This is a genomic window from Catenulispora pinisilvae, from assembly GCF_015356865.1.
GTDB lineage: Bacteria > Actinomycetota > Actinomycetes > Streptomycetales > Catenulisporaceae > Catenulispora > Catenulispora pinisilvae.
This window is the reverse complement of sequence record NZ_JAAFZA010000021.1, coordinates 31,548-56,408: the sequence shown is the minus strand read 5'-3', so window position 1 is coordinate 56,408 and position 24,861 is coordinate 31,548. Positions and strand designations below refer to the sequence as shown.

Sequence of the window (24,861 nt, the reverse complement as noted above, 5' to 3'; positions counted from 1 at the left end):
TTGACGGTGTACATAGGTACACCCCTAACAGGGCTGTTAGACCCAGTGCGTGCGAGCCGCCCGGATGGGATGCGGGACGCACGGGAGGTATGGGAGGTATCGGAGGTATGGCCTACGAGATGTACGCCGACAGATCCGGCGGGCTCGATAGCATGCCGCCATGTCACAGACGTTGGTGCGCTGGTCAGAGCTGAAAGCCGTGCCGTGGAAGAACGGCGGCGGGGTCATGCGCGTTCTGGCCCGGGTGCCGGCCGCCGCCACGAACGATGACCTCGGCTGGTCGGCGAGCATCGCCGAGATCGAAGCGGATGGGCCGTTCTCCGCGTTCCCCGGGATCGACCGCGTCATCATGCTGATCGGCGGGACCGAGCTGTTCCTCGACGTCGACGGGACGCCTCACCGACTCTCCAAAACCGACACGCTCGCCTTCTCCGGCGACGCCGTCACCACCTGCCGCCTGCCCGCGGGCCCGGCCCGGGCACTGAACCTGATGATGGGACGCGGGCATGCGGTCGGGACTTCACGCACGGCGGAGGTGGCCGGGGCGCATCAGGTGACGGCGCGGGACAGCGGCGAGGCGGTGGTTCTGGTCGCGCTGACCGGCGGGCTGGCGCTCGATGGGGGAGTGGCGATGGACGCCTTGGACGCGGTGCTGGTGGATGCGTCCGGCAGCGTCACTGTCACCGGGAACGGTTTGCTCGCCGAGCTCAGGGTCGATCAGCGCAGAGCCGACTAAGGCTCTTCCGTAGTCATCGCCTGGCGCGCGTCTTGGGATTGGGCGCGTCGTTGATGGCCAGCAGGAGCAGGTCGTTCAGCTGCCGTTGCTGACTCGCGCTCAGCCCTTCCAGCGGCGAGTCCACGACCAGACTCGCGAGCAGGTCGTCGCGGACCTTGCTCCCGCTGTCGGTGAGCACCAGCTGCTTGGCACGGCGGTCGTTGGGATGGGGCTGGCGCTCCACCAGACCGAGGCGCGCCAGCCGGTCGACGACGTAGGTGACGTTGGACGGTTCGCACGAGCCTCGTGGCTCCGTACCGACGAGGCCGCGCAAGCCGCCGTCGCTGCCCGCTCGCCGCTGAACCGGCTCGGGGTTCCCGATGACGTGGCGGGGATCGTCGCGTTCCTGGTCTCCGCCGACGCGGGGTGGGTGACCGGCCAGACGATCGACGCCACCGGCGGGGCGTTGCTCTGACGAGCCGCCGCAGTAGAGGCCAGAAGCTGACCTCTACTGCGGCCATAGTGGGACCGCCGGCAACGGAAAGAGGCGGTCACCATGAGCAGCGGCGGAGAAGCATTGGGCGGAGAAGGATTGTGAGCGTCCTCGACAACCGCGCGCTCAATCGCGCCACGCTCGCTCGCCAACACCTGCTGGAGCGCGGCGCGGCCTCCGCGGTCGAGGCCGTGTCCCACCTGTGCGGACTTCAGGCGCAGGAGCCGCAGGAACCGTTCGTCGGGCTGTGGTCGCGGGTGGCGGGCTTCCGGTCTCAGTACCTTGATGACGCGCTGACCGGGCGCGCGGTGGTGCGTACTCACCTGATGCGCCGCACCGTCCACCTGGTCACCGCCGATGACGCGCTCGCCTGGCGGGCTCGCCACGACGCCATGCTGCGCCAGCGGGTGCTGGGCACCTACCGGAGCGAACTGGCCGCCATCGACGTGGAGGAGGTCGCCGCTGTGGGCCGTGCGGTTATGGCTGACGGAAGGCCTCGCACTATGAGCGAGCTCGTGCAAGCCGTTGATGACGGCCGGTCGGGCTCACCGCGCCGGGCACTCGGCGAACTGCTCGTCGTGGCCCTCATCCCCATGGCACAGCTGCCGCCTCGCGGTCTGTGGCATCAGCGTGCCGGCGTGCGCAACCTGCCGTTGGCCGCGTGGCTGGAGCGGGACGTCGCGCCGCTGCCCGCGGACGATGCCGATCCCGTCGGGCAGCAACTGCTCCGCCGCTACCTCGCCGCCTACGGTCCGGCCAGCACCTCGGATCTCCGTGCCTGGTGCGGCCTGGCCGGGCTGCCCGCGGCGGTGAAAGCGGTCCGGGACGAGCTCGTCGCGTTCCGGGACGAGAACGGTCGCGAACTGCTCGACCTGCCCGACGCACCGCGCCCCGACCCCGATACGCCTGCCCCTGTCAGGTTCCTGCCGGCCTTCGACAACGCGATCCTCGGCTACCACGATCGCAGTCGCATCATCGACGACGCGCATCTCGGCTTGTCCGTCGCGGGGCACCGGGTCGTTCTGGTCGACGGACGCGTTGCCGCGACCTGGGCTGTCCGAGATCACCGACTCGATATCAGCCCTTTGCGAATGCTCACCGCCTCTGAACAAGAAGCCGTCCACGCCGAGGCCCGGGATTTGATCGAGTTTCTCGACGAAGGCATCGAGGGTGCGATCGTGAGCCGCACTGAGTGACGGTGTGAGGGTGGGACGGTGTGACGGCGCGCGCCGTGGCACAGAGTGACGCGACGTGGCTCAGCCCTGGTTCGCGGCCGCGCGCACCTCGTCGAGCGCCTGCCGCGCGGCGTCCCCGAACTGCTCGACCTCGGCCGTGTCGCTCCACTGCTCGTAGGCGATGGCCATGGCCAGTGCCCCCAGCTCCGCTGTCACGCGTGCGGTGAGGTCGGGTATGCCGCGTTGAACGAGCGCGTCGGCGATCGACGTGGTCAGGTCGCGCCCCTTGCGCGCTTCGCGCTCGCGCAGCTCCGGGTTGGCGGCGATCACCGCGCGCCTGCGGGTGCTGAACCCGCGGCGTTCGGGGGTGAAGACGAGCTCGCCGACGCTGTCGAAGGCGTGGGCGACGGCTTGGAGCGGGGTGGCTGTGGCCGGGGCCGCGGTGATCCCGTCGATGAGGAGCCGGGCCATCGTGTCGCCGCCGAACAGGACTTCCCGTTTGTCCTGGAAGTGCCGGAAGAAGGTGCTTTTGGTCAGGCCGGCGCGCTGTGCGATCTCGATCACAGTCGTGTTCTCGTAGCCGTGCTCCTCGAACAGGTCCAGGGCGGCGGCGGCGAGGCGGTCTGCGGCGTTCGGTTTCCACCGGGTCATGGCGACAGTCTACGGGACCTACGGGACTTGGTCCCATCGCCGGTGCTACAGTGATGGGACAAAGTCCCGTCACGGGGCTTCCCACCCTTTGGAGGTCGTCATGAGCCGTGCTGTCATTTACGAGAAGTTCGGCGGCCCCGACGTTCTGGAGCTGCGCGAGGTCGCCGAGCCGCACGCCGGGCCGGGTCAGGTCCGGATCGCGGTGAAGGCCGCCGGACTGAACCCGATGGACTGGCTGATCTCCTCGACGCCGCAGGTGGCGGGCATGTTCGGGGTCAGCGTGCCGGCCGGTTTCGGGTATGACTTCGCCGGGGTCGTCGACGAGGTCGGGCCCGGCGTCGAGGGCTTCGCCGCCGGCGACCGCGTCTTCGGCGGCGCGATGGCGAAGGCCGTCGCCGACTTCGCGATCGTGAGCGTTCCCTCCACGTCGGTGGACGCGCTGTTCCACACGCCCCAAGGGCTCAGCGACCAGTTGGCGAGCGCGGTGCCCACGCCCGGCATGACGGCCGCGGCCGCGTTGGAGGCGATCGACGTGCGCGCCGGCCAGACCGTTCTGATCGGCGGCGCGTCCGGCGGCGTCGGCGTGTTCGCGGTGCAGCTCGCGAAGCTCGCCGGCGCCCGGGTGATCGGCACCGCCTCGCCCAGTACGTTCGACTTCCTGCGCGAGCTCGGCGCCGAGCCGGTGGCGTACGGACCGGGCCTGGCCGATCGGGTGCGCGCGTCGGCGCCCGGCGGGATCGCGGCGGCGACCGACCTGTTCGGCACCGAGGCCGCCGAGGCCGCGCTCGAACTCGGCGTGCCGGCCGAGCGGATCTCCACGATCGCCGCGGGCCCGAACCCGCCCGGCGGGGTGCGCGCGACCGGCGGCGCCGAGGCCGGTCCGGAGGCCCTGGGGCGGATCACCGGGGCGATCATCGACGGTACGATCACCGTGCCGATCGCCGCCACGTTCCCGATGGAGCAGGTGCGCGCCGCCGTGGAGTTGCAGGCCGGGCGGCACGTGCACGGCAAGGTCTTGATCGTGATGTGAGTCGCGTGGTGTGAGTCGTGGTGAGCGGTCGGTCGCTTTGGGTAGCCTGCGGTCGGTGCGCTGGGGGCGGGGCAACCTGCCGGGACGTCGGGCGTCATAGTGGGTGAGCGCCACGTTCGTTCTTGGGGAGGAAACACATGAACGTCAAGGCATCTGTCGCCCTGGCCGTCCTTGTGGTGTCGACGGTCGGGCTCAGTGCTTGCGCGTCGTCGGCCACCGTGCCGGGTGCGGCGGTGCCGCCGGCGGGGTCTGTGACGTCATCGAGTGCGTCTGTTTCCCCGTCGACTAGCACGCCGTCCCCGAGCGCGTCCCCGAGTGCGTCCAGGAGTGTGTCCGCGACCCCGCCCAGCGATACGGACTCCTCCAGCCTGCCTAGCGACACGGACTCCTCCACCCCGCCCAGCACTGCGGACTCCTCAAGCCCGACCGCGGCGCCGCCGAGCGGCAGCGAGACCGGGAAGTGTTGGTACGGGGCCTGCTACAGCTACGTCACCGGCCGGCAGTACACCGACACAACCGGGGCATCGGTGAACATGGAGCAGGCCTCGCCGGCGAATGTCGCAGCTGACGGTCACTCGCTCCAAGAACTCTCATTGCAGAACTCTGATGACACCACCACCGCGAACACCATAGAGATCGGGTGGACCGTCGACCCGGGTGCCAACGGCGACTATCAGCCCCACCTGTTCGTCTACCACTGGATCAACGGCCATCAGACCTGCTACAACGGCTGCGGCTTCGTCCAGGTGTCGACTTCGGTGACCGCCGGTATGGCGCTGGCCCCGGGTAGGACGGGCACGTTCGGGCTTCGCTTCAACCAGGGGAACTGGTGGGCCTACTACAACGACGTCGCCTTCGGCTACTTCCCCGAGTCCGCATGGAGCGGGGCCTTCACCAGCGCTCAGGTCATATCGGCGTTCGGTGAAGTGTCCGCGGACAAGGAACCCAGTTGCACGCAGATGGGGAACGGCGTCTTCGGCAGTAAGAACGGGGCGTCGTCGATATCCGGCTACAAGCTCTTCGGGGCGACCGATCAGCCGGAGTTCCAGGTTTCGGCGACCGACCCGAACTCGTACAACTACGGCTCGGTGACCGGGACGTCGTTCAGTCTCGGGGGTCCCGGCGCCTGCTAGGTCTTGGCTTCGATCTCAGCTCTTGCGGTTGTAGGCGTGCATGGTCAGTGGTGCGAACACCGCGATCGTCGCGAGTGCCGTAAGCAGTACCGCGCCCACCTGCGTGCCGCTCGCCGTCCCGGCCATGGCGTCGCGGGTGGCGGCGACCAAGTGGGAGACGGGGTTGGCGTCGACGACGGCGCGCAGCCAACCGGGCAGGGTGTGCGGGTCGACGAAGGTGTTGCTGGCCATGGTCAGCGGGAACAGCACCAGGAACGCCAGGTTCGTCACGGCGTTCGGCGTGCGCAGGACCAGGCCGAGCCAACAGAACACCCACGACAGCGCCAGGGCGAACGCGACCACCAGCGCCACGCCGATACCGACGCCGACGGCCCCGCCGTGCGGCCGGAACCCGAGCGCCAGGCCGAGCCCGACGACGAGCGCGGAGGCGAGCAGATAGCGCGCGGTGTCGCCGAGGAGCGCGCCGATGATCGGGGCGGGACGCCAGATCGGCAGGGTGCGGAAGCGGTCGTAGACGCCGGCCGCGTGGTCGGTGTTGAGGTTGATGCCGGTGTACATGGTGGCCAGCAGCACGGCCATGACGAGGGTTCCGGGCAGCAGGGTTTGCAGGTAGCGGTGCGTGGAGCCGGCCAGCGCGCCGCCGAACAGGTACGTGAACAGCAAGGTGAAGATGATCGGTACGGCGATCACGTCAGAGAGCTGTTCCGGGACGTGCCGGATCTTCAGCAGTGCCCGCCAGGCGAAGACGCGGCAGGCGGCCCATGCGGTGGGGCGAGGTGGGCGCTGCGCGGCGAGAATCGTGGCTAGTGGCCGTGGCGCCGGTTGGGTCGCGTTCGGCGTGTCGGCGGTAGGTGTCAGGGTCATGCGAACCTCCGGTGCTCGCCTTGGTTAGGACGCCGCCGCGGCGGGTGCGGCAGTCGTAGTCAGGGCCAGGAACACTTCTTCCAGGCTGGGTTGGTCCAGGCTGAAGCCCGTGAGAGCGATGCCGCCGCGGCTGAGTTCGGCGATCGCCTCGGTGGCGCGTGCCGCGTCGGCGACGGCGACCGTGACGTCGGCGGGATCGGAGCCGGCTGCTTCGACCGATCCGGATCCGGAGCCTGACCCGGAGCCGCCCAGCAAACGGTGCAGCAGTTCGGCGGCATCCGGGCGCCGCTCGGCATCGGCCAAGCGCAGCCGCAGCCGACCGGTTCCGCCGGCGGCACGCAGTTCGCCCGGGGAGCCCTCGGCGATCAGGTGGCCGTGGTCGATGACGGCGACGCGGGACGCCAACTCGTCGGCCTCGGCAAGGTATTGCGTCGTCAACAGGACTGTGGTGCCAGCGTTGGCCAGGGCTCTGATTGTCGCCCAAACCTGGTTGCGGCTGGCCGGATCCAACCCGGTCGTCGGCTCGTCCAGAAACAGCACCTCCGGAGTGGCGACCAGACTGGCGGCGATGTCCAGGCGCCGCCGCATCCCGCCGGAGTATGTCTTGACCTGCCGGGGCGCGGCATCGTCCAGCCCGAACCCGGACAGCAGTTCCGCGGCGCGGATCCGCGCGGCGCGGGGCCGGTAGCCGAGCAGCCGGGCGGCGACGGTCAGGTTCTCGGCGCCGGTCAGGTCCTGGTCGAGCGCGGCGAACTGGCCGGTCAGCGCGATACGTTCGCGCACTGATTCGGCTTGGCGGACGGTGTCCAGGCCCAGCACGCTCGCGGTCCCGGCGTCCGGCCGCAGCAGGGTGGCGAGCATGCGCACGGTGGTGGTCTTGCCGGCGCCGTTCGGTCCGAGGAAGCCGTAGACGCATCCCTTCGGGATGGCGAGTTCCAGGTTGTCCACGGCGTGCGTGCCGCCGAAGTGCTTGGTCAGGCCGGTGGCGTGAATAGCCAGGTCGGATGGTGGATTCATGAACGGTGATCCCCTCGCGAGGCATGGCGGCGGATCGTGATCCGCGGCGTAAAGGTGACAGCAGTGTCACGGTAAGCCCGACCGGGTAAGCTTGGCAAGCGTGTCACCTTTATCTGTGGAACCCGGCTCTGGCCCCAGCCCTCGGCGCCGCCGTGCCGACGCCATCCACAACACGCAGGCGATCCTCGACGCGGCCTCCGCCGTGCTCGCGGAGCGGCCGGAGGCGGGCCTGGCCGTGATCGCCGAGACCGCGGGCATCAGCCGCAAGACGCTCTACGCGCACTTCGCATCCCGCGACATCCTTATCAATGCCCTAATTGAGCGGGCCTCGGCCCGCGTGGTGGCGGCCATAGACGCGGCGGATCTGGATATCGGCCCCGCGGACGCGGCCTTGGTGCGGCTGCTGGAAGCCGGCTGGTCGAGCCTGGACGCCGACCCGTTCCTCCTGCACCTGGCCACGCCGCCGGTCAGCCCCGACCAGGACCGCGACCGGCACGCCCCGATCCTGGAACGTCTGCGATCAGTGGTCGAACGCGGCCGGCGTGCCGGCGACATCGCCGCGGACCTGTCGACCGACTGGATCCTGGCCGCGGTGCTGGCCCTCGGCCACGCCGCCGGGGAGGAGGTGCGGGCCGGGCGCATGACGTCGGGCGAGGCGGTCGAGACGCTGCGCGTCAGCATTCCGCGCCTGGTCCGACCGGCGCGCTCTACGCGCGCTGCGCGGCCAGCAGGCTGAGTACCAGAGCCAGCGGTGGCCAGCGCTCGCCGTCCCGACGCGTGACCGCGAACGCCCGCAATGTCACGTCGGGGTTGTTGAGCGGTAGCAAACACACGCCGGGCAGAACGCGGTGGTCGACCGGCAACAGCCCGATCCCGAACCCGGCCACGATCAGGTGCTGGACGAGATCGAGGCTGTCGGCGTGGTGCGCGATGCGTGGCTGGTGGCCGGCCATCGCGGCGAGGACGCGCACGACTTGCTCGTCAGCGGTGTTCCTGGAGTTGACGATCCAGTCGTGATCGCGGAAGTGGCGGAAGACGGTCAGACTGTCGATGTCGATTTCGCTGTCGCTCGCGGGACGCAGCGGCCGCGCGTCACCGTCGGGGACGGCCAGGCCCCAGCTCACCGGCCACAGCGGCCTGGCTTCCAGCGCGTCGTCGACGGTCGCGGGCGCGAGGTTGTAGTCGTAGGTCAGGGCCAGATCGATCTTGTCCGCGGTGAGCAGGGCGAGGGCTTCGGGCGGGTCGTGCTCGTAGATCCGGAGCCGCACTTTCGGATGGTTCGCCCTGAGCTCCGCGGCGACCGGCAGCAGCGCGCGGCGCACGCCGGTGGTGAATCCCGCGACCCGGAGCAGCCCGGCCGGCTCGCCCTCCGGATCCAGGTCGCGGCGCGCGGCCTCCATCGTCGCCAGGATCGTCACGGCGTGCTCGGCCAGGCGCCGTCCGGCGGAGGTCAGCCGCACGCCGCGGCCCTGCTGCTCGATCAGCGGGGTTCCCACCTGCCGGGCCAGGGCGGAGATCTGCTGGGAGACGGTGGACGTCGCCAGGCCGGTCTCGTCGGCGACTTCGCGCATGGAACCGAGGCGGGACAACAGGAGCAGTAGTTCCAGGCGGCGCGGGTCCACAGGATTATTGTTCACGGTTCCCGAACGGTATGTCTACTGTGGGCACGTGGACGCGAACGGTTGCGGTTGCGTCTACTGGGCGCATGGCCTCGCAAAGCACCGCGTCGGAGCGCGGCATTGCCCTCGGACCCGCGCCGCACGCCGGGGAGCGATCGCACCCCGGGCAGAATCCGCACGCCGGGCAGAATCCGCACGCCGGGCAGAATCCGCACGCTGGGCAGCGAACGGGCACCAGGGCCGGCGCGGCCATGGTGCTGTCGTCGATGACGTGCATCCAGCTCGGTATGGCGGCGTCCACCTCGTTGCTGCACCAGATCGGCCCGCTCGGGGTGGCGTGGCTGCGGCTGGCGTGGGCCGGCGCGCTGTTGCTGGTCGTGGTCCGGCCGCGGCCGTCCGACTTCAGCCGCTCCAGCCTGGTGGCGTGCCTCGCACTCGGCGTGGTGACCGCGGGTCAGACCATCGCGTTCCTCGCCGCGCTCGGCCGTCTTCCGCTCGGGACCGTGAGCGCGCTGGACTTCCTCGGCCCGCTCGGCGTGGCGGTGGCGCGGGGGCGCGGCGTGACGCGGATGTGGGCGCTGCCCGCCGCGCTCGGTGTCCTGTGGCTGACTGAGCCTTGGCGCGGTGCGGTTGATCCGGTCGGGGTCGCTTGCGGCTTGGCCTCTGGTGTCTGTTGGGCTGGCTACATCCTGCTGGCTCAACGGGTTGGCGATCAGGTCACCGGGCTGCGAGGGCTTTCGGTGGCGATGCCGGTGGCCGGGCTGGTTGCCACGGCTGCGATCGGCGTGGCGGGGCTGGATGTGGTGCCTGGGCTGGACGTGGCCGGACCGCATACGTTCGCACAGCTGACGTGGCCGATCGTGGCGGCGGGGCTGGGGCTCGCCGTGCTGTCGCCGGTGATTCCCTACGCGCTCGAACTGATCGCCCTGCGCCGCCTCGACGCCGCCTCGTTCGGTGTGCTGATGAGTGTCGAGCCGGCGATCGCGATGGTCGTTGGTCTGGTCGGGCTGAATCAGGTTCCTGGGATGGGTGCGGTCGCTGGGATTGTCTTCGTTGTCGTGGCTGGAGTTGGTGCGGAGCGGACTGGGTCGCGGTCCGGGCCGGCCAAGCGGCCGCCGGCATCGTTCGCCGACGGCCGCCCTTGATACTGCCTGCTCAGAGGTGCCCGCTGGTCAGCGGTGATGGCTGGCCAGGGGTACCGGCTGCGCAGCCTAGTGCGAGTGCCGCTCGTGGGTGGCGACCCGGCCGGCGTACCGCTGGGTCCAGGTGCTGTCGCTGTCGACCGTGAGGACCACGTCGTAGTAGCCCTGCTGCGTCGGCCACGTCACGGATTTCGTGTGGCCCGGGGCCACCGAGACGCGGCGGGTTCCGCCGGCGTAGTCGTTGGCCGTGAGGGTGTAGGTGACCGACTTGGTGCCGTCGTTGTGCAGGGTGAGTTCGACCTGGGCCTGGTGGCGGGTGCCGTGGCCCTTGTGCAGGTCGACCTTTACGCGGGGGAGGGCGCCGTCGTGGTGTCCGGCGGGTGCGAGTTGGCCGGCGAAGGAGCGGACGAAGCCGTCGTTGGAGTAGATCGAGAAGGCGTACTTGCCGTCGTTGGCCTTGGCGTTCCAGGTGTACGTGCGCTCCTTCTTCTCGGTGACCGTGAAGGGAGTGCTGGAGAACGGCTGGTACTTGTCGGGGAAGACCTGGAAACTCAGGGCCTTGCCGGTCGGGCCGCCGGACAGGGTCATGGTGGCGGTGACGGTGCCGGCCTTGCGGTCTTCGGAGATCGTGGCGTGCGGGTGGAAGCTCAGCGCGCGCGGTGCCATGTGGTCGGCGGTGATCGCCACCGGCTGCTCGGCGAGCGGGCTGGGGAAGGTCGCCGGGCCCGGCTGCGGGTGGGCGAAGTCGATGGCGCTGGTGAGGTCGCCGGCGATGGAGCGGCGCCAGTCGCTGATGTTGGGGCAGGTGAAGGGCTTGCCCAGGGACTTGGCCCAGACTTCGAGGAAGCGGATCGTGGAGGTGTGGTCGAAGACTTCGGTGGCGACGTGGCCGCCGCGGGTCCAGGGCGAGACCAGGAGCATCGGCACCCGGGCGCCGAAGCCGAGGGGGTAGTCGCCGGCGTACTCGCGGGGCGTGCCCGGCTCCGGCCACGGCGGCAGGACGTGGTCGAACTTTCCGTCGTTCTCGTCGTAGTTGAGGATGAACAGGGTGTGGTTCCAGATGTCGGGGTTGCCCTGCAGGATGTCCAGGACCTTCTCGACGTAGCGCTCGCCGTGCATCGTGTCCGCGCCGGGGTGCTCGGACCAGCCGTAGGGCGCGACGATCCACGAGACCGCCGGCAGCGGGTTTTCGGCGCCGGGCTGGCAGGCGTCGTGGAGGTTCTTCAGGACGGCGTCGAGGTTCGTGTCGGAGTCGTCGTCGGGGGTGGTCGAGCCGGCGTAGTAGGCGGCGTTGCCGCGCCAGATCAGCCCGGTGCCGGGCCGCAGCTTGGGGTCATCAGCGCTCAGCCCCGCCGGTTCGAAGCCCTTGAAATACTTCAGCTCGTTGTCGCCGTAGTCGCCGATCCAGCTGCTGACGTAGCCCTGGCGCCCGTCGCCGCTGTTGTCGGAGTAGAGCCGCCAATCGATGCCGACCTGCTGGAGCTGTTCGGCGACCGTGACCCAGGGCCGGGAGTAGTTGGACTCGTCGGTGTTGCCGGTCTCGCTGTTGGCGGTGCCGCTCCACAGGTACTTGCGGTTCGGGTCGGTCGGCCCGAACTCGGAGCAGAAGTTCTGGTCGGCGATCGTGTACTGGGCGGCGACCGAGTGGTAGAAGCCCATATAGGCGCTGCTGTGGTAGTTCATGCAGCTGGTGCCGTTGTGCTGCACCCACAGGTCCCACTTGCGGTGGTTCACGTCGCCCCAGGCGCCGTGGTCGTTGCCCCACGCGCCGTCGTCGACCTGCGGGGTCACGATCTTGCCGCTGCCGTCCCGCTGCTGGAAGACGTTGGTGCCGTCCTGGAACTTCAGCGCCTGCTTGTCGTTGAAGCCGCGGACGCCGGGCAGCGCGCCGAAGTAGTGGTCGAGGGACCGGTTCTCCTGCATCAGGATGACGACGTGCTTGAGGTCGGATATGTCGCCGTTGAAGCCGCGGGGCAGGCCGCGGTGCGAGGTGGCCGCGTTGGCGGTCGCGGTCGTGTTGGTGTTCGCGGCGTCGGCGGCGGTGCTATCGGCGGCGTGGGCGCTGCTCGCTTCGGCGAACCCGCTGAGCGCGAGGCCGCCGGCGATGACCCCGGAGCTCTGGAGGAAGCGGCGACGCGACGCGCCGGCGGTCGTCTCCGGGTTGTCGCCGTGCTCTGACTCTGCACTCGACTCAGGTTCGGGGAGGTTCGGATTGCGGGTCATGGAATCTCCTAGCAGGGGCGTCGATGCTCGGAAAGCGGGTGCCGCGGCGGCCCGATCTGCTTATGGAAGCAGGGGATGCCGGCCCCGTTGGAGCTCCCGCTGATCGATGGTGAGCAATGGTCGGCAAAGTTGGCTGTACAACTTCGCCCTCTAGTAGGCGCGGTGATCAAGGCTCTTCTGTGAACCGGAGATGGCGGGGAACCGGAAGCTGGCCGAAGACTTCGTCTCAGCCCGCCAGCCGTAGCAGCCATTCGCGCAGCAGCGCCGTCTCTGTTTCCCGCAGCGGCGAGCCCGTGCCTGTGCCCATGCCTGTGCCCATGCCTGTGCCCGTGCCTGTGCCCATGCCTGTGCCCATGCCTGTGCCCATGCCTGTGCCCATGCCTGTGCCCATGCCAGCGCCCGCGGGCTCGGCGCTCAGTGCCGCGTCGAGGGCGAGTGCGCGGGAGGCCAGATCCGATCCGGTGGGCGCCGGGGCGTCCGTGGTGACCGAGGCGATGACGGTGTCCCGGAGCCGGGCCGAGGTGGTCAGGTCCCGGGCCGCGGGTTCCTCGCCGATCAGGGCCAGCGTGGCGCCGGTCGTCGCCGCGTGCATGACGCGCGTCGCCTGTTCCACCGGGATCCGGAGGCGGCCGGCCTCGGCGGCCCGGGTCAGCAGCCTCACCAGCAGGGCGTGCGCCTCGTCCGCGGCCGGGGGACGTTGGCCGGGCTGCGCGGTGCCGTACATGAGCACGTAGAACGCGGGGTGCTTCACGCCGAAGTCGACGTGCAGGTCCCAGCCGCGGTAGAGGTCTGCCACCGGGTCGTCGGGGGTCAGCGCCAGCGCCTCCTGCTTCTCGGCCAGGTACATCTCGAAGCCGTACGCGGCCAGCTCGGCCAGCAGTCCGTCCTTGTCGTCGAACATGCGGTACAGCACGGGAGCGGTGATGCCCGCGGCGGCGGCGACGGCGCGCGTGGAGACCGCCTCGCTGCCGCCCTCCTCCAGGAGCTCGGCGGCGACCTGGAGTACCTGGCGTCGGGCGGCGCGGCGTTCCTCGTTCACGGAACAACGATATCGCATCTTGCGTAGCGCCGTAATATCGATGCTACGCTCAAAGGCGTAACGATGATCCGCGCTGGTCGCGGAACACGCCGCCATTCGCGGCAGGAGAGGAACACCGTGTCCGACATCTCGATCGTCATCGCGTCGCATTCCGGCTACGGCCACACCGCGCAGATCGCCATAGCCGTGGCCGACGGCGCGGCCTCCGTCGCCGGGACGCACGTCCACCGCGTGGACGTCGCCGCCCTCGGCGACGCCGACTGGGCATTGCTGGACGCCGCGGACGCCATCATCTTCGGGACCCCCACCTACATGGGCACCGCGTCCGGGGCGTTCCACGCCTTCGCCGAGGCCACCAGCAAGCGGTGGATGACCCGGGCCTGGAGCGACAAGCTCGCGGCGGGCTTCACCAACTCCGGCTCGATGAGCGGCGACAAGATGCACACCCTCCAGTACCTGGCGCTGCTGGCGGCCCAGCACGGGATGCTTTGGGTCAGCCTGGGCCTGCTGCCGGGCTGGAACACCACCACGTCCAGCATCGAGGACGACAACCGCCTCGGCTTCTACCTCGGTGCCGGCGCGCAGAGCTTCAACGACACCGCCGCCGTCCACGACGCGGACCTGAGCACCGCCCGCCACCTCGGCCGACGCGTCGCCGAGCACACCCGTGTGCACAGCGCCGGGCTTACCGTCGCAGCACACTGACACAACGGCCAGCCCGGAAGCAGCGCGGAAGCGAGGGAGAGTCGAAGCGCCGGGAATGCCTCCCACCCCGGCGAAGTTGATCGCGCTGACATGACTCGCCGACCACAGGGAGCAGCAAGATGACGCAGGCCAGGGAGCTCTACCTCAGCGTGGCGGACGCGGCGGCCCGGTTGCTGGCCGCGCCGGAAGTCGCAGAGCACTGGGACAGGCCTTCGGCGCTGGCCGAGCTCAGCGTCCAGGGGCTGGCGGGCCACCTGGCCGGACAGGTCTTCTTCATCCCCGCGGTCCTGGCCGAGGCGGTCCCGTCCGAGCCCGGGATCCCGCTGCACGAGTACTACGCGCGGGTCAGCTGGATCGGCTCGGATCTGGACACGCCGTTCAACCAGGCCATCCGGTCCGGCGGCGAGCAGGAGGCGGCCGACGGCCCCGGCGCGCTGGCCGCCAGGGTCGCCGCCTGCGTCGCGGAACTCCGGCGGACGCTGCCCGCCGCGCCGCAGCGCCTGGTGCGCCGGCCCACGTGGGGGCCGTGGTCGATCACCCTGGACGACTTCGTCACCAGCCGGATGCTGGAGCTCGTCGTGCATTCCGACGACCTCGCCTACAGCGTCGGGCTGCCGACGCCGGAGTTCCCGTCACAGGCTGTTGAGACGGTCGTGGATGTGTTGTCGCGCATCGCGTTGCGGCGGCACGGCGCGACCAACGTTCTCCGGGCCCTGAGTCGCGCCGAACGCGCGCCGGCGTCCATCTCGGCACTCTAGGCGTAGATCTAGGACTCTTGGGCTCTTGGGCTCTGGGCGCTCTGGGCGCGACCGTCTCGTGACCCCTTGCGGCGCCGCGCACTGGCGAGTACGTTCTGCCCCGCCTACTTCATGAAGCTTTGTTCACTGGGCGAACAGGCCGAACGAACAGGCACAGCAGGGTGATTCCGGACGCGGCTCGCGAGGAGTTGTCGATGAAGGCACCACAGGAAGCAGCAGAGCCGGGGCCGAAGACGTCGGCGGTGGCCTCCCGCGGCCCGGCCCTGACCCTCGGAACACTGGTCGCGGCCTGTTTCGCCGTGGCCCTGGCCCAGATCGGGGTCGCCATCCCGGCCACCCTGAACGGTCTGTTCCAGCAGGATCTGCGCCCGATCGGGTCCCAGCTGACCTGGATATCGGACGCGTTCCTGTTGCCGGTGGCCGCTTTGGAGCTCAGCTTCGGAGTGCTCGGCGACCTGTTCGGCCGTAAGCGCCTGCTGCTGGCCGGCGCGGTCCTGCTGGCCGTCGGCGAGTTCGTCGGCGCCGCCTCCTCCGGCGTCTACCAGCTCTGGGTCGGTCAGGCCGTCGCGGGCCTCGGCGCGGCCGCGCTGTTCCCGACGTCGCTGGCGATGCTCGCCGCCGCCACCCACACGCCGCGACAGCGGGCGCGCGCCATCGCGCTGTGGGCGGGATTCCTTTCCGCGGGCGGGTTCCTGGCGCCGGTGCTCGGCGGCGTCACCGGCAACTACGGGTCCTGGCGGTGGTCGCTGGTCGTGGTCGGGATCCTCGGTGCGGTGTCGGTCGGGCTGAGCCTGGTGCTCGCCGGGGACTCCAAGGCGCCGGAGGGCCGGTCGTTGGACTGGGTCGGCCAGGCGACGTTGGCGGTCGGTCTGATCGCGTTGCTGTACGCGGTGATCCAGGGCCCGACTGACGGGTGGAGCGCGCCCGCGGTCGTGGCCGGGTTCGTGGTGGCGGCGGTGTTCCTGGCGCTCTTCGTGCTGGCCGAGGCCCGGGCCGCTTCCCCGTTGCTGCGGCTGGATCTGTTCCGCAACCGGGGATTCGCGATGGCCTCGGTGGTCGCGGTGATCGGGATGTTCAGCTTCCTCGGCACCGCTTACGCCACGAGCATCCGTCTCGGGCCGATCCAGCACCAGAGCCCGCTGCGGACGTCGGTGCCGTTCCTGTTGTTGCAGGGTCCTGCGTTCGTCCTGATCCCCCTCACATCCCGGCTGTTGGAACGCGTCAATCCACGCTGGCTGCTGGGTTCCGGGCTCGTCGTCATGGCGGGCGGGCAGTTCCTCGCCGCCCGGATGCCGATCGCCGACAGCACCCTGACTTCGCTGGTCGTGCCGATCGGGTTGGTCGGCGTCGGGTTCGCGCTGGCGGTGGCGTCGATCACCGCGACCGCGGTCAACACGGTTCCCATCCACTACGCGGGCATGGCCAGCGCCACCACCAGTCTGCTGCGCGACTTCGGCTTCACCCTCGGGCCCGCCGTCATCGGGGCGGTGGCTTTGGGACGGGCGGCCGCGCGCTTCGGTGCGGCGTTGCCCGCGGCCGGTCTGCCCGCCGGTCAGGAGGGTGCTGCTCGGGCAGTGAGCCAGGCCGGTGGTCCGCTCGCGGTGAACGGGATCGAGCCCGGGCAGCCGGGGTCGGCGGCGCACCAGATCGCCTTCGACGCACTCGGGCACGGCTATGCGCTCGGGTACGTGGTCTGTGGTGTCGCGGCGCTGGCGGCCGCGGTCGTCACGGTCGCGGCGCTGCGCGGTGGGAGGTCGGACAACACGGTGCGGCCCGAGGCACTGGCGGAGGATGTCGGCTTGCCGGCGTGATGACCAGCCGCGCAGAGCCGAGCCTAGTCGTACCGCGTTGAGTCGTACCGCGCCGAGTCGTAACTCATCGAGTCGCGCCGAGTCGCATCGGCGACGGCTCGCAGTGGCCTGCGTCAGCTGCCGCCAGCCGCCAGCCGCCAGCCGTCAGCCGCGAGCCGCCTTGCGATGCCGCCGAACTGCGTCGCGGTTGGCGCACGCGTGTGAGCAGTAGCGCTGGCGTCCGGGGCGGCTGTGGTCGACGAAGGCGTCGCCGCATTCGGGCAGTGAGCAGCGGCCGAGCCGGTGCATGCCGTGCCCGGTGAGGTGCTGGGCGATCGCGACGGTGGTCGAGGCGGTCAGGATCTCGCCCAGGGAAGCCTCGGCGGGGCGGTAGTGGAGGTGCCAGCCGCTCTGGGAGAATCCGGCTGGAGCGCGCCGGGCTCGGTCCTAGCCTGGATAGTCGGCGGTGCGTCGGCGGCCGGGTTCGTGCTCGCCGAGCGGGCCGCCGCGCGCCTCCTTCACGGCGGCGGCGGTCACCGGTCACCGGAGCGGTGACGTCACGAACGCTTGATGGGGCGCCGCCACCAACCGGATTCCTGGAGATCGTAGGAGAGCAGCAGGGAGTGCGCGGCGTTGTGCGGGAACAGCGCTTCGCAGAAGTCGCTCAGACCGAGCTTCATTGTGCTGTATCCGCCTATCGCGAGGATGTAGCTGCGGTAGGCGATACCCGCGGCGGCGGCTATCCGCATCATGTCGTCCTCGGTGAAGCCGACCATGGAGAACCGTGACAGTTCGCGGGCATCCTCGTCCAGGAAGACGACCCGGTTCAGCTCGTACCCGCTCAGCCCGACCGTCGCGATCGCCGCGATCTGGGTCGGACACTCGCCGGAGGTCATCGGGCGCGATCGGTGCCGGAAGATCTCGGCCGCGTCGGTGCCCGGCCGGAGCCCCTTGGGGGCCGGCTCCCACGTGCGCGGCCGCCCGAAGTTGCCGGTCGCGGTCAGAGCCTTGCCGTCCCACACGATCTCCGCGCTCAGATACCAACTCCGCAGCTCTGATCGCCCATTGGGATAGGTGAAGCCCGCGCCCTTCGGCGGAGAGTACGACCCGTTCGCCGACGCCTTGATCCGCGACGGCGGCCCGGGCTCTTTCCCGTCGACCGCCTTGCGCGAGGTCACCGACAATCCCGGCGTCGACAGCACTCGCGCGGTCTTCTTCGCTGCTTGTAAGTCGAGGTTCTGCTGTGTCATCCGGTATTTGGTCTCCGGCGGCGCGGCCAGCCAGGTGAACAAGGAGCGCAGACCCATTGGGCGAGTGAAGCAGAAGTGCGGCGCGGGTCGCCACGGTGTCGGGTTAAAGCCCTGGTGCCGGTGTGAAATTTGCGTGCCTCGGCCTCGGCGAATCCCGTCCGGCGCGCCATGTCTGCGGCGTGCCGGTAGAGCCATGCCCCGTCGTCCCAGCGGCGGTAGTTAGTGACGTACGGCCACACGCTTCCGGCGATCCGCAGGGCGGCGTCGTCGTCACCCGATCGCGCGCACGCCAAGAGGTCCGGGAGGTGCGCGTCTACCCATTGCAACCCCTCGGCTCCCGTCGCGAACCGTCCGCTGCCCGCCGCGACCTCCGGGACGCGCAGCGGCCGGTCGGGCGAGGCAGCCACGTCAGCCTCCTGAACCGTCGCGACCAGCATGTCCCGCACGCGCCTCAGCGCTGCGGTACGGGCCTGGACGCCGAACTCCCCGGCCCGCTGAGCGGCCTCCCGTGTGTGGTTCCGCTGCATGTCGCCGACGCGGTAGCCGGTCGAGGGCCACTCGTGCTCGGTGACCATGTACTTGGCGAGCAGCGTCTCCAGCGCGGCGACGGTCGCCGGCTCGGACAGGCCGGCGAGCGCCGCGAGGACGCCGGGCTGGAAGTCGGCACGCTCCAGGTGGCCCATCGCCCGGTAGGCCTGGGCGGCGTCGGAGTCCAGTTCGGCATAGCCGGCGTCGAAGACCAGGTCCACGACGTGCCGCCCGCCGCCTCGCTTGCGCAGCACGTCCAGCTGCCGCTCGCCGTCGGCCAGCAGCGCGGCCAGCTGCGCGACCGGCCAGTCCCGCTTCTGCCCCAGGATGCCCGCGGCCAGCGCCAGCACCGCCGGAATCCCGTCGCAGGCCTCGACGACCTGGTCCACGGCCTCCGGCTCGGCGTCCACGCGCGCGTCGCCGATCAGCCGCCGCATCAGAGCCACGCCGGCGTCCGCGTCGAACGGTCCGACCTCGACGAACTCCGCGCCCTGGCCTGCCAGCTCGGCCAGCGGCTCGGCGCCGACGGCGACCAGTAGGCTTCCGCCGCCCGGCAGGCCCTCGCCGCTCTCCGGAATCAAAGCCCGCACCTGCCCCGGCTGCGCCACCTCATCAACCACCACGCAGTACCGCTTCCCCCGCATCACCGAGTGCCACAGCGCGACCCACTCCGCATCCGACCGCGCCACCGACGTATCCACCCCGACCCGCCGCAACAGCTCCCGCGCGACGTCGCCGACCCCGACATCGCGCCCCCGGTCCGGCAGTTCGAGGTAGACACAGACCTCGAAAGCCTTCGCAGCCACCAGATCCGCCAGCCACTTCCCCACCAGCGCCGTCTTCCCGATCCCCGGCCGCCCCGCGACCACGATCACACCGGCCGCGGCCGCGTCCGTCAGGTCCGCCTGTTCCGCGACCCGGTTCACGAATACCCGCGGCGGCGCGATCACCGGCGGCACCACTGGGAGCCGCGGGATGTCGCCGGCCTCGCGCGCCGTCGCGAGGAGGTCTGCCACCTCGCGTGCCGTTTCCGGGTCCACCGCCGCCCGCCGCATGATCGCCACGGCGTACTCCTCTGCGCGCGCCGGATCGAGCTCCACCCGCTCCAGATCCACGTTCCCGCCGGCGGCCGCACTTTCGCCGAAGCCTGTGCCCCCGCCCCCGCCCGAGGTGAGCCGGCCGACCAGCGCCACGTGCCCGGCCCGCACCACCGCGGCGGCCAGCATCAGCAGGTCGCCGGCGCTGGGCGCGTGCAGACCGCCGCTGCCGCTCATCAGCAGGCCGACCGCGACGACGCACACGCCCGAGGCGGCGAAGTAGCGCGCGGGCAGAGCGGCCCCGCGGCGGTCGAGCAGCGGGGTGAGGATGATCGTCAGGCTGATGATGAGGCCGGCGTTGGCCGCGGAGGTGTGGGCCACACCGTAGGTCTCGATGATCAGGACACTGGCTTGGGTGAGGCCGAGGATCGTGCCGGTGCGCAGTTCGGCGCGGGTCGGGCGGAGTCGGCCGCGTGCGGCCAGCAGCGCGGAGCCGGAGATCGCCGACAGGGCGTAGCGGGCCAGCAGGACGGCGAGGACCGACGTCGCTGCTGCGGCCGACTTCGCGGCGAGGTAGCTGGAGCCCCAGACGAAGGCGACGAGGAACAGGGCCAGATCTGTGGAGCGGTCGGGGTGGTCGGAGCGGTCGGGGTGGTTGGTGCGGTTCGAGCGGTCGGTGCTGCGGTCGGCGCGGTTCGCGGTGGTCACCCGGCCATGGTCCGGGCCCGCGCTCGGTGTAGTCGAGGGCGTCATTGTCAACCAACCATGAAGTTCTCCTACACTGTCCCGCCCTACACTGTCCCGTCATGGACGAACGCCAGCTACGCATCCTGCGAGAACTCGGCGAGCTGGGCAGCGTCGCCGCCGTGGCTGAGGCACTGCTGGTGACGCCCTCGGCGGTGTCGCAGCAACTCCGGCTCCTGCAACGCACCATCCCGGTCCCGCTCACCGAGCGCGCCGGGCGCCGCCTGGTCCTCACCGCGGCAGGGCAGGCGCTCGCCGAGGCCGCGATCGAGGTCGAGGCGGCGCTGGCCCGGGCCCGGCAGACGGTCGAGGAGTTCGTGGCCGAGCCGGCCGGGACGGTCTCGGTCGCGGCGTTCCACAGCGCGGCGCTGGTGTTCTTCCCGAGGCTGCTGCGCGCGCTCACCGGCCCGGACGCGCCGCGGCTGGCGCTGGCCGACGAGGACGTCGCGCAGGAGCGGTTCCCGAAGCTGACCCGCGACTACGACCTGGTCCTGGCCCACCGCTTCGACCACGCGCCGCCCTGGCCGCGCACCGTCGCGGTCACCCCGCTGCTGCACGAGCCGCTGGACATCGCGCTGCCGACCGGGCATCCGCTGACCGCCAAGGCCCGGCTGACGGCCCGCGAGGTGGCCGCCGAGCCGTGGGTCTGCGTGCACGACGGCTTCCCGGTGCTGCCGCTGGTCGAGGCGATCGCCACCGCCGCCGGCCGGCGTCCGGAACTGGTGCACCGGGTCAACGAGTTCGCGGTGGTCGCCGAACTGGTCGCGGCCGGCGGCGGCATCGCGTTGCTGCCGCGCTGGACCACCCGGCCGCACCCCGGCGTCGTGCTGCGGCCGCTGGCCGGGGTGCGGGCCCGGCGGCACATCGACGTGCTGCACCGGCCCGAGCGCTCGGCGCGGCGGGCGGTGCGGACCGTGCTGGCGGAGCTGCGGCGCGCGGCGGCTGAGGTGCAGGAATAGCTGCACCACAGAAAGTCTGCCCGCGAGCGATTAGTTTCGCCCGCGCCGATCGTCTGTTCTCCTGAGCGGAGCGGCGTTCGACGCTGCCCCGGTACGAGACACCGTGGAGGAACAGCATGACGAACACATCAGAGGCTGGCACATCAGAGGCTGGCACATCAGACGCCGGCCAGAGCACCACACAGGCCGGCCGTCCGCCCATCGTCGACCTGGCCGCCTGGCAGGCCGCGCGGGACGAACTGCTGATCCGGGAGAAGGCGCACACCCGCGAGGGCGACGCCATCGCCGCGGCCCGGCGCCGGCTGCCGATGGTGGAGTTCGACGGCAGCGTCAAGGTGGTCGGCCCGGACGGCCCGGTGTCGTTCCTGGACCTGTTCCAGGGCCGCGACGAGCTCATCACCTACAAGCACATGTGGTGGGACGGCACGCCGCACCAGGGCCAGTGCGAGGGCTGCACCGTCGCGGCCTGGCATCTCCAGGCCACCGAGGCCTATCTCAACGCCCGCGGCGTGTCGCTGGCGCTGGTGACCGTCGGCGCGTGGGACGAGGTGGCCCCGTTCGTCGAGTTCATGGGCTACACCAGCCCCTGGTACTCGGTGCTCGGGGTCGACGGGCCGGTCGGCGGGGACATGGGCTACGTCACCAGCTACCTGCGCGACGGCGACCGGGTCTTCATGAACTACTCCACCACCGGTCGCGGCACCGAGGCGATGAGCGGGTCGTTCGCGCTGCTCGACATGACCCCTTACGGCCGTGGCGAGTCGTGGCAGGACATGCCCGAGGGCTGGCCCGCGGGCAAGCACGCGTGCTGGTACTGGCGCACCGACGTGGACGGGAACGGCACGTGGGAGGGGACCGGGCGTCCGGCGCCGCAGTGGACGCGTCCCGGCGCCACCCCGGAGACGACCCTGGGCCGGCAGGGCTCGCACTGACCGATCGGCCTGATTGGTCTGATCGGCCCGATCAGCCCGATCGGCGTCGGGGCCGGCACCGGGGCTGGGGCCGGGGCCGGCTCCCACGCCGGGGCCGTCGGGGCGGCGACCACTCAACCGCCCCATCGGCCCCATTCACCGCATCCCACCAACCGTTCACCGCACGCCACGCACCGATGGTCCACTCCGCGGGCCCGGGGCCATGTCCACTTCCCGCACGGCTTCCTACGGTGAACAAGACGCGGCCGGTGTCGGCCGGCGGCGTCCGTCAACGGAAGGGACGCACCTGCCGTGAGTGAGACCCCCAACACCCCCGCCCCGTCCTCGGGCACCGCCGATCCGGCCCCGCTGGGCCTGGCCGGATTCGCCATGACCACCTTCATCCTCAGCGTCGTCAACACCAACATGATCTCTGAGAAGGGCAGCGGGGACGTCGTCCTCGGCCTGGCCCTGTTCTACGGCGGGATCGCGCAGTTCCTGGCCGGCATGTGGGAGTACCGGCGCGGCAACACCTTCGGGGCCACCGCGTTCTCCTCCTTCGGTGCCTTCTGGCTCAGCTACTGGGGCATCGTGCACTGGAGCACCGGCGCCGACGCGCACAAGACGCTCGGGCTGTACCTGTTCGCGTGGTTCATCTTCACCGGCTACATGACCGTCGCCGCGCTGCGCACCAACGGCGCCGTGCTCGCCGTCTTCGCGTTGCTGACCCTGACGTTCCTGTTGCTGGCCATCGGGGCCTGGCAGAACGCCGCCACCCCGCCGGCCACGTTCACCGAGATCGGCGGTTGGGTCGGCCTGGTCACCGCGCTGGCGGCCTGGTACGCCTCGTTCGCCGCGGTGGCCAACGAGACGCACAAGAAGCAGATCCTCCCGACCTGGCCGCGCTGAGCCACTGGCCCCGCTGAGCCACCGGCCCGCGATGAACCACTGGCCGCGATGAACCAACAGGAATAGCGTGGAATGAGGGCCGCCGTGTGCGGTCCTCATTCCCTTCCGTCGTGACGACTGGGGCTGGGAGACATGACTGATAAGCAAGAGGCGTCGGCCGACAGCCAAGAGACTGACACCCAAGCGACTGGCAGCCAAGAGACTCTGGCCAATCTGCTCAGCGAGAACCGGCGGTTCGCCCCGTCGCAGGACGTGCGCGACCACGCCAACGTCACCGCGCTGGCCTACGCCGCCGCCGACGCCGACCGCGAGGCATTCTGGGCCACGCAGGCCGAGCGGCTGCACTGGGAGCAGCCGTGGACGCAGGTCCTGGACTGGTCCGGGCGGCCGTTCGCCAAGTGGTTCGTCGGCGGGAAGCTGAACGCCGCCTACAACTGCGTGGACCGGCACGTCGAGGCCGGCAACGGCGACCGCGTCGCGATCCACTTCGAGGGCGAGCCCGGCGACTCCCGTTCGCTGACCTACGCCCAGCTCAAGGACGAGGTGTGCAAGGCCGCCAACGCGCTGGCCGAACTCGGCGTCGTCGATGGCGACCGGGTGGCGATCTACATGCCCATGATCCCGGAGGCCGCGGTCGCGATGCTGGCCTGCGCCCGGATCGGCGCGGTGCACTCGGTCTGCTTCGCCGCGTTCTCCCCGGAGGCGCTGCGCGGCCGGATCGAGGACGCCGGGGCCAAGCTGCTGATCACCGCCGACGGCTACCACCGGCGCGGTTCGGTCGTGAACCTCAAGGCCAACGCCGACGAGGCGGCCGCGGCGTCCCCGACGATCGAGAAGGTGCTGGTCGTCAAGCGCACCGGCCACAACGTGGCGTGGGACGACTCGCGCGACGTGTGGTGGCACGAGTCGGTGGACCGGCAGTCCACCCAGCACACGCCGGTCGGCTTCGACGCCGAGCACCCGCTGTTCATCCTCTACACGTCCGGCACCACCGGTAAGCCGAAGGGCATCCTGCACACCACCGGCGGGTACCTGACGCAGGCCTCGTACACCCACCACGCGGTGTTCGACCTGAAGCCGGAGACCGATGTGTACTGGTGCACCGCGGACGTCGGCTGGGTCACCGGCCACTCCTACATCGTCTACGGGCCGCTCTCCAACGGCGCGACCGAGGTCATGTACGAGGGCACGCCGGACACCCCGCACCAGGGCCGGTTCTGGGAGATCGTCCAGAAGTACAAGGTCACGCTCCTCTACACCGCGCCGACGGCCATCAGGACCTTCATGAAGTGGGGCGCGGCGATCCCGGCGAAGTTCGATCTCAGCTCCCTGCGGCTGCTGGGCTCGGTCGGCGAACCGATCAACCCCGAGGCCTGGATCTGGTACCGCGAGACGATCGGCGGGGGCCGGACCCCGGTGGTGGACACGTGGTGGCAGACCGAGACCGGGGCGATCATGATCTCCCCGCTGCCCGGCGTCACCGAGGCCAAGCCGGGCTCGGCCATGCGACCGCTGCCGGGCATCTCGGCGAACGTCGTGGACAAGAGCGGCACGCCGGTGCCGAACGGCGGCGGCGGGTACCTGGTGCTGGACAAGCCGTGGCCCTCGATGCTGCGCGGGATCTGGGGCGACCCGCAGCGGTTCGTCGACACCTACTGGGCCCGGTTCGCCGAGCAGGGCTACTACTTCGCCGGCGACGGCGCGAAGAAGGACGAGGACGGCGACCTGTGGCTGCTCGGCCGGGTCGACGACATCATGCTGGTCTCCGGCCACAACATCTCGACCACCGAGGTGGAATCCGCGCTGGTCTCCAACCCGATGGTGGCCGAGGCCGCGGTGGTCGGCGCCAAGGACGAGACCACCGGCCAGCGCATCGTCGCCTTCGTCATCCTGCGCGGCGGCAACGAGGAGTACGCCGAACTGGCCGAGACGCTGCGCGAGCACGTCAGCAAGGCGATCGGCCCGATCGCCAAGCCGCGGCAGATCATCGTGGTCCCGGAGCTGCCCAAGACCCGCTCGGGCAAGATCATGCGGCGCCTGCTGCGCGACGTCGCCGAGGACCGCGCGGTCGGCGACACCACGACGCTGGCCGACTCCACGGTGATGGAGCTGATTTCGGCGAAGCTGCCGCACGCTGAGGAGGAGTGAGGCGGCGGGCTGTGCTTATTG

General features: G+C 70.6%; 23 protein-coding genes and 2 pseudogenes. 14 read left to right on the top strand and 11 right to left on the bottom strand.

Going from position 1 to position 24,861, the window contains the following annotated elements:
• Positions 1–160 precede the first annotated feature (160 nt).
• Complete coding sequence (locus tag IZR01_RS08590) at positions 161–736, top strand: HutD/Ves family protein (RefSeq protein WP_194923514.1); 576 nt, start codon at positions 161–163, stop codon at positions 734–736.
• A 13-nt stretch (positions 737–749) separates the two neighbouring features.
• Here the strand turns inward: IZR01_RS08590 and IZR01_RS08585 are convergent, their stop codons facing one another.
• The gene (locus IZR01_RS08585; RefSeq protein ID WP_228559058.1) at positions 750–1,049 is read right to left on the bottom strand and encodes a MarR family winged helix-turn-helix transcriptional regulator; all 300 of its coding nucleotides are present in this window, start codon (positions 1,047–1,049) and stop codon (positions 750–752) included.
• Here IZR01_RS08585 and IZR01_RS50175 point away from each other — a divergent pair.
• Both IZR01_RS50175 and IZR01_RS08580 read left to right on the top strand, forming a co-directional pair.
• The gene (locus IZR01_RS50175) at positions 942–1,190 is read left to right on the top strand and encodes an SDR family oxidoreductase (protein ID WP_323746952.1); all 249 of its coding nucleotides are present in this window, start codon (positions 942–944) and stop codon (positions 1,188–1,190) included. The genes IZR01_RS08585 and IZR01_RS50175 overlap by 108 nt on opposite strands.
• A gap of 119 nt (positions 1,191–1,309) precedes the next feature.
• A complete protein-coding gene (locus tag IZR01_RS08580) occupies positions 1,310–2,404 on the top strand; it encodes a winged helix DNA-binding domain-containing protein (RefSeq protein ID WP_194923513.1) in 1,095 nt (364 codons plus the stop codon).
• Positions 2,405–2,464: 60 nt separating this feature from the next.
• On the opposite strand, the gene IZR01_RS08575 is transcribed toward IZR01_RS08580, so the two are convergent.
• Positions 2,465–3,034: a TetR/AcrR family transcriptional regulator gene (locus tag IZR01_RS08575; RefSeq protein WP_194923512.1), complete on the bottom strand. Its 570-nt coding sequence runs from the start codon at positions 3,032–3,034 to the stop codon at positions 2,465–2,467.
• 100 nt (positions 3,035–3,134) lie between these two features.
• Here IZR01_RS08575 and IZR01_RS08570 point away from each other — a divergent pair, with 100 nt between their 5' ends.
• Together IZR01_RS08570 and IZR01_RS08565 are read left to right on the top strand one after the other, a co-directional pair.
• Positions 3,135–4,064, top strand: coding sequence for an NADP-dependent oxidoreductase (locus IZR01_RS08570; protein WP_194894389.1), 930 nt, complete (start codon positions 3,135–3,137; stop codon positions 4,062–4,064).
• Positions 4,065–4,393: 329 nt separating this feature from the next.
• Positions 4,394–5,197 (top strand): neprosin family prolyl endopeptidase, encoded by an 804-nt coding sequence (locus IZR01_RS08565; RefSeq protein ID WP_323746951.1) that lies wholly within the window; start codon positions 4,394–4,396, stop codon positions 5,195–5,197.
• A gap of 15 nt (positions 5,198–5,212) precedes the next feature.
• On the opposite strand, the gene IZR01_RS08560 is transcribed toward IZR01_RS08565, so the two are convergent.
• Positions 5,213–6,061, bottom strand: coding sequence for an ABC transporter permease (locus IZR01_RS08560; RefSeq protein WP_194923511.1), 849 nt, complete (start codon positions 6,059–6,061; stop codon positions 5,213–5,215).
• A 24-nt stretch (positions 6,062–6,085) separates the two neighbouring features.
• On the bottom strand, positions 6,086–7,078 hold the full coding sequence (locus IZR01_RS08555; protein WP_194923510.1) for an ATP-binding cassette domain-containing protein: 993 nt from the start codon (positions 7,076–7,078) through the stop codon (positions 6,086–6,088).
• Between the two features lie 115 nt (positions 7,079–7,193).
• On the opposite strand from IZR01_RS08555, the gene IZR01_RS08550 reads away from it, so the two are divergent.
• Positions 7,194–7,814: a TetR/AcrR family transcriptional regulator gene (locus tag IZR01_RS08550; protein ID WP_194923509.1), complete on the top strand. Its 621-nt coding sequence runs from the start codon at positions 7,194–7,196 to the stop codon at positions 7,812–7,814.
• Here IZR01_RS08550 and IZR01_RS08545 read toward each other — a convergent pair.
• Positions 7,786–8,700 carry a LysR family transcriptional regulator gene (locus IZR01_RS08545; protein ID WP_194923527.1) on the bottom strand — a complete coding sequence of 305 codons (915 nt, stop codon included), beginning with the start codon at positions 8,698–8,700 and terminating at the stop codon, positions 7,786–7,788. The genes IZR01_RS08550 and IZR01_RS08545 overlap by 29 nt on opposite strands.
• 38 nt (positions 8,701–8,738) lie before the next feature.
• On the opposite strand from IZR01_RS08545, the gene IZR01_RS53050 reads away from it, so the two are divergent.
• Positions 8,739–9,842 (top strand): EamA family transporter, encoded by a 1,104-nt coding sequence (locus IZR01_RS53050; protein WP_323746949.1) that lies wholly within the window; start codon positions 8,739–8,741, stop codon positions 9,840–9,842.
• A 66-nt stretch (positions 9,843–9,908) separates the two neighbouring features.
• Here the strand turns inward: IZR01_RS53050 and IZR01_RS08535 are convergent, their stop codons facing one another.
• Together IZR01_RS08535 and IZR01_RS08530 are read right to left on the bottom strand one after the other, a co-directional pair.
• A complete protein-coding gene (locus IZR01_RS08535) occupies positions 9,909–12,062 on the bottom strand; it encodes an alkaline phosphatase family protein (protein WP_194923508.1) in 2,154 nt (717 codons plus the stop codon).
• A 226-nt stretch (positions 12,063–12,288) separates the two neighbouring features.
• A complete protein-coding gene (locus tag IZR01_RS08530) occupies positions 12,289–13,101 on the bottom strand; it encodes a TetR/AcrR family transcriptional regulator (protein WP_194923507.1) in 813 nt (270 codons plus the stop codon).
• Positions 13,102–13,218: 117 nt separating this feature from the next.
• On the opposite strand from IZR01_RS08530, the gene IZR01_RS08525 reads away from it, so the two are divergent.
• From IZR01_RS08525 to IZR01_RS08515, 3 genes are all read left to right on the top strand, one after another.
• Positions 13,219–13,806: a flavodoxin family protein gene (locus tag IZR01_RS08525; RefSeq protein ID WP_194923506.1), complete on the top strand. Its 588-nt coding sequence runs from the start codon at positions 13,219–13,221 to the stop codon at positions 13,804–13,806.
• A gap of 119 nt (positions 13,807–13,925) precedes the next feature.
• A complete protein-coding gene (locus tag IZR01_RS08520) occupies positions 13,926–14,564 on the top strand; it encodes a maleylpyruvate isomerase N-terminal domain-containing protein (RefSeq protein WP_194894396.1) in 639 nt (212 codons plus the stop codon).
• 194 nt (positions 14,565–14,758) lie between these two features.
• Positions 14,759–16,375, top strand: a complete 1,617-nt coding sequence (locus IZR01_RS08515; RefSeq protein ID WP_194923505.1) for an MFS transporter — start codon at positions 14,759–14,761, stop codon at positions 16,373–16,375.
• A gap of 144 nt (positions 16,376–16,519) precedes the next feature.
• On the opposite strand, the pseudogene IZR01_RS54095 reads toward IZR01_RS08515, so the two are convergent.
• From IZR01_RS54095 to IZR01_RS54090, 4 genes and pseudogenes are all read right to left on the bottom strand, one after another.
• A pseudogene (locus IZR01_RS54095) lies at positions 16,520–16,765 on the bottom strand (CGNR zinc finger domain-containing protein); the annotation flags it as partial.
• Positions 16,766–16,911: 146 nt separating this feature from the next.
• On the bottom strand, positions 16,912–17,661 hold the full coding sequence (locus tag IZR01_RS08505; RefSeq protein ID WP_194923504.1) for a hypothetical protein: 750 nt from the start codon (positions 17,659–17,661) through the stop codon (positions 16,912–16,914).
• On the bottom strand, positions 17,601–19,187 hold the full coding sequence (locus IZR01_RS08500; protein WP_228559061.1) for an NB-ARC domain-containing protein: 1,587 nt from the start codon (positions 19,185–19,187) through the stop codon (positions 17,601–17,603). The genes IZR01_RS08505 and IZR01_RS08500 overlap by 61 nt, the downstream gene beginning before the upstream one ends.
• A 108-nt stretch (positions 19,188–19,295) precedes the next feature.
• Positions 19,296–19,922 (bottom strand): annotated as a pseudogene (locus IZR01_RS54090) (EamA family transporter); the annotation flags it as partial.
• 53 nt (positions 19,923–19,975) lie between these two features.
• On the opposite strand from IZR01_RS54090, the gene IZR01_RS08495 reads away from it, so the two are divergent.
• The 4 genes from IZR01_RS08495 (at position 19,976) to acs (ending at position 24,840) form a co-directional block, all read left to right on the top strand.
• Entirely contained in the window at positions 19,976–20,872 is an 897-nt protein-coding gene (locus IZR01_RS08495) for a LysR family transcriptional regulator (RefSeq protein ID WP_194923502.1), read from the top strand.
• Positions 20,873–20,988: 116 nt separating this feature from the next.
• Entirely contained in the window at positions 20,989–21,804 is an 816-nt protein-coding gene (locus tag IZR01_RS08490; RefSeq protein WP_194923501.1) for a DUF899 family protein, read from the top strand.
• Positions 21,805–22,095: 291 nt separating this feature from the next.
• Positions 22,096–22,692: an acetate uptake transporter gene (locus IZR01_RS08485; protein ID WP_194899617.1), complete on the top strand. Its 597-nt coding sequence runs from the start codon at positions 22,096–22,098 to the stop codon at positions 22,690–22,692.
• Between the two features lie 132 nt (positions 22,693–22,824).
• Positions 22,825–24,840 carry an acetate--CoA ligase gene (gene acs / locus IZR01_RS08480; RefSeq protein ID WP_194923500.1) on the top strand — a complete coding sequence of 672 codons (2,016 nt, stop codon included), beginning with the start codon at positions 22,825–22,827 and terminating at the stop codon, positions 24,838–24,840.
• Positions 24,841–24,861: the final 21 nt, after the last annotated feature.